Annotated in this window: 1 protein-coding gene; it reads right to left on the bottom strand. The window is 37.0% G+C overall.

All coding sequences use genetic code 11. The annotated features are described in order from the left end of the window. Nucleotides 1-1,337 precede the first annotated feature (1,337 nt). The gene (locus tag AC3DU7_RS29145) at nucleotides 1,338-3,131 is read right to left on the bottom strand and encodes an ABC transporter substrate-binding protein (RefSeq protein WP_488042746.1); all 1,794 of its coding nucleotides are present in this window, start codon (nucleotides 3,129-3,131) and stop codon (nucleotides 1,338-1,340) included. Nucleotides 3,132-3,361 lie beyond the last annotated feature (230 nt).

Raw genomic sequence — 3,361 nt, 5'->3', positions numbered from 1 at the left:
TTCAGAATGACTATATACTACTTTTAATGTTACAAGCTGACGTGCGGAATGTGGGGTTTAAATAATTCAAAATGATGGTAATGATAAATAATACTCATGCTTGTATGTGGATTTTTTTCCTGATTAACAAAGAAGTTATATCATGTCCAGTTGAATAGTTCTAAATATATAGAGTCCTTCTGATTCCTAATAAAGAATCTAGTCATTTGTAGTAAACATTGATCGCACTCGGTATAATACCAAATCTCAAAAGTATTGCTACATATCTTTGAGAGTTAGGGAGTAGAGAGTAGGGTTTAAAGAAATAAGATATGTTTGTTTAATACCGATAATCGTTACAAACATTGCTGAACGATTATTCTGACTTAATAACTGAAACTTTAATGAAGTAAAGCATTATTTTTGGGAACTGGTGTTATATACAGCGCTACTTGAATCGGGAATAGCAAACTGTAAAAGGGTTTTAGCATTGAGAAATGTCCGCGCCCAATTCTTGTAGTGCTATAGAATCCGATTGATAAGACATTGCAGTCATGATTGACGGCCACCAGTGGAATTTAGTTACTGCCTGCAAGATTTCTGGTTGTTTGATTAGCTGACAACAGCAATAGAACTCTGTTCCTCTATGCGATCGCAGATTATGTGTTTCAGAGCCTCAACGAGAATCAAAAACTTGATTCTAGAAGTTTGTTGACAGACTTTAAGCAAACGCGGATTTATGAGGGGCTGCGTGCGGAAGTAAATTCCGCACTTTAAACGCCCCGTCCCATTTGCGGTGGATTTACCGAAGAATTAATAATTAAATAATTAAATAATTCAGGTTTAAAGCCTCCCCTTTCAAGGGGAAAAAAATCAATTTTTTCCTTTTATTCAATCCTCTTCCTTTTAGGGAGAGGTAATTAGGGCTTGCTGATTAAATATCAAAGCATTTACTGATATTGATTTTAGCCTTTTTAGGTATTGAAAAAGTACCTGGTTTTGAGCTATTAGAGCTCAAAAAGGAGCATATTTTGGGCCAGATAGGGGAAGAACAATCTTGGGACGATTCTTCTGACTACCTCTTCTATAATTCCCATTCCTCCTGACTTCCTCCTGATTTCTGGATTCTGGATTCTGGATTCTGGATTCTGGCTCCTACCCTTACCACTCATACTTTTTCAGCAAACCCTAATTATCAATTATCAATTATTGAACACAGAATCCAGGGTGTTTCAACCCCTGGAGATGTCAATTCTACCTTCTACCTTTAAGCCAAAATTTCTGTATTCTATGAAATATGAAAACTGCTATTAATTGGATGTAAATTATTTGATATTACTTGGGAATTTATGACTTAATTATTCATTTTCTGGAGAGGGAGAAACTTCTACTTCTTGCTCATTTATTGGTGAAGAAATAGAATCTTTATCCTGTTTACCTTCTTCTGTAGTAACTGGTTGTTCTGATTCTTCTTTTTTAGAACTTGTAGGAGATTCAACTGCTTCTTTTTCTTCTACAGTATTAGACAATTTTACATCATTAAATAAAGGTCGATTAAAAGCACCTATCTTAAAACCTTCCACCTCTGAACTACTAACATAACTCCACATCCAACCAGGACTATAAAGTGGTATCATTACTGCATTTTCCAACAAATATTTCTGAACTTCTATAACTTTTTCTTGTCGTTCTTCTAAGTTAGTTGCCGTTCGCATTTCTGTTAGTAACTTATCCAGTTCATCACTGTGATAACCTCCCATCCAACCAGGAGAATGCCACAATGTATAGAGAAAATCTGGGTCATACCAAGACCACCCCATCATATCAATAATACCATTACCTTCTGTTTGACTATTTTCCTGTTTTATTCTGGCATTAAGAGTGCCAATATCCATTGTTTCTAAATTAGTTTTTATTCCTACTTCTTCTAGTTGAGTTTGAAAATTTTCTATTACTTTTTGACGGTTTCCTCCTTTCCAAGTTAAAAGAGTTATTTCTAATGGTTTATCCTCACTATAACCAAGTTCCTCTAATAAAGTTTTTGCTTCTTCTGGATCTGGTTTAATACTAAACTCGGAGCAAAGTTTTTCATCACTAGGAAACATCACATCTGCGATCGCGCATTCGGAAGGTTTAACTAAACCTGCAAATACTTCCTCAGTTGCTTTTTTAGGATCTATGGCATAAGTTACTGCTTGTCTTGCCTTCTTATCATCAAAGGGAGGTCGAGAAGTAACAAACTCTAAAAATACTATTTGACCAGTATTCTCCGCAGTATGAAGCTTGAATTTTGAGTCTTCCTCGAAAGCAGAAATTTCTTCTAATGGGGGTTCAGTTAAATGAATTTCTCCAGACTCCAGTGCTGTTAAACTCGCTTCCCCTTCTGGCATAGTTTTAACGATCAATTTTTTGATGTAGGGAGTACCAGAATTTTCTACTTGTCGCCCATAATTTTTGTATTCTGGGTTAGCCTCTAGTACAAGTTGTTCCCCTTGAGTCCACTCAGTAAATTTGAATGGACCTGTACCTACTGCTCCTTCTATGCCAAATTTGTTGTTATAGGTTTGAATGGCAGAAGGACATATCATGCTGGAGTAAGGATCGGCGAGAAAGCGGAGAAAGGGGCTAAAAGCTTCAGACATTTTGACTGTAACTGTGAGGTCGTCCACAACTTCAACAATTTCTATTGGTCCCCAACTGTCTTTGGTGTAGTTTTCTGTCTCAGGAGCGATCGCTCTGTCGATGGTAAATTTGACGGCATTCGCATCAAAGGTTGTACCGTCATGACATTTGATATTTTCGTTGAGTTTAAAGGTATATTCTTGGCCATTATTGCTGACTGACCATTCTTTGGCTAGGTTTGCTTGGATTTTACCTCGATCGTCGAAGGCCAAAAGTGTGTCGTAGATTTGATCGATTATTTGTCTGGATAATGGTGATGTTGATTTGTGGGGGTCGAGGGTGTCAGAGTCACTGTAGCGTGCCCAAATGAGGGTGTCTGGTTCGGGGATAGTTGGTGTTTCTGAGTTTGTGGTGGTTTGAGTGTTGTTACAGGCGATCGCTAAGGTGGCAATTATTGATGTTATTGCTATGAAACGCCAAATTTTTTGATGAGTTAATTTTTGGAAAAAATTGTCTAGGGTAAACATCATTCAAATATTAGTTTTTTTTGACTTCGCGAGCAAAAACCTTAATTATAATGCAAGATGTGCTGTATTTTTTTCAGTTTGTCGTTAAATTTTTAGACTTGACTATGGCAAGGAACGAGTTGTTTAGGACTTATTTTGATGATGGATCTTAGACAGAGAAATTCTTTTCCTACTGTTGCCTGTTGCCTGTTCCCTGTTGCCTGTTCCCTGTTGCCTGTTCCCTGTTCCCTGTT

Source organism: Okeania sp., assembly GCF_983059655.1.
The sequence above is the reverse complement of the archived record's forward strand: the minus strand, read 5'-3'. Positions and strand labels throughout refer to the sequence as shown.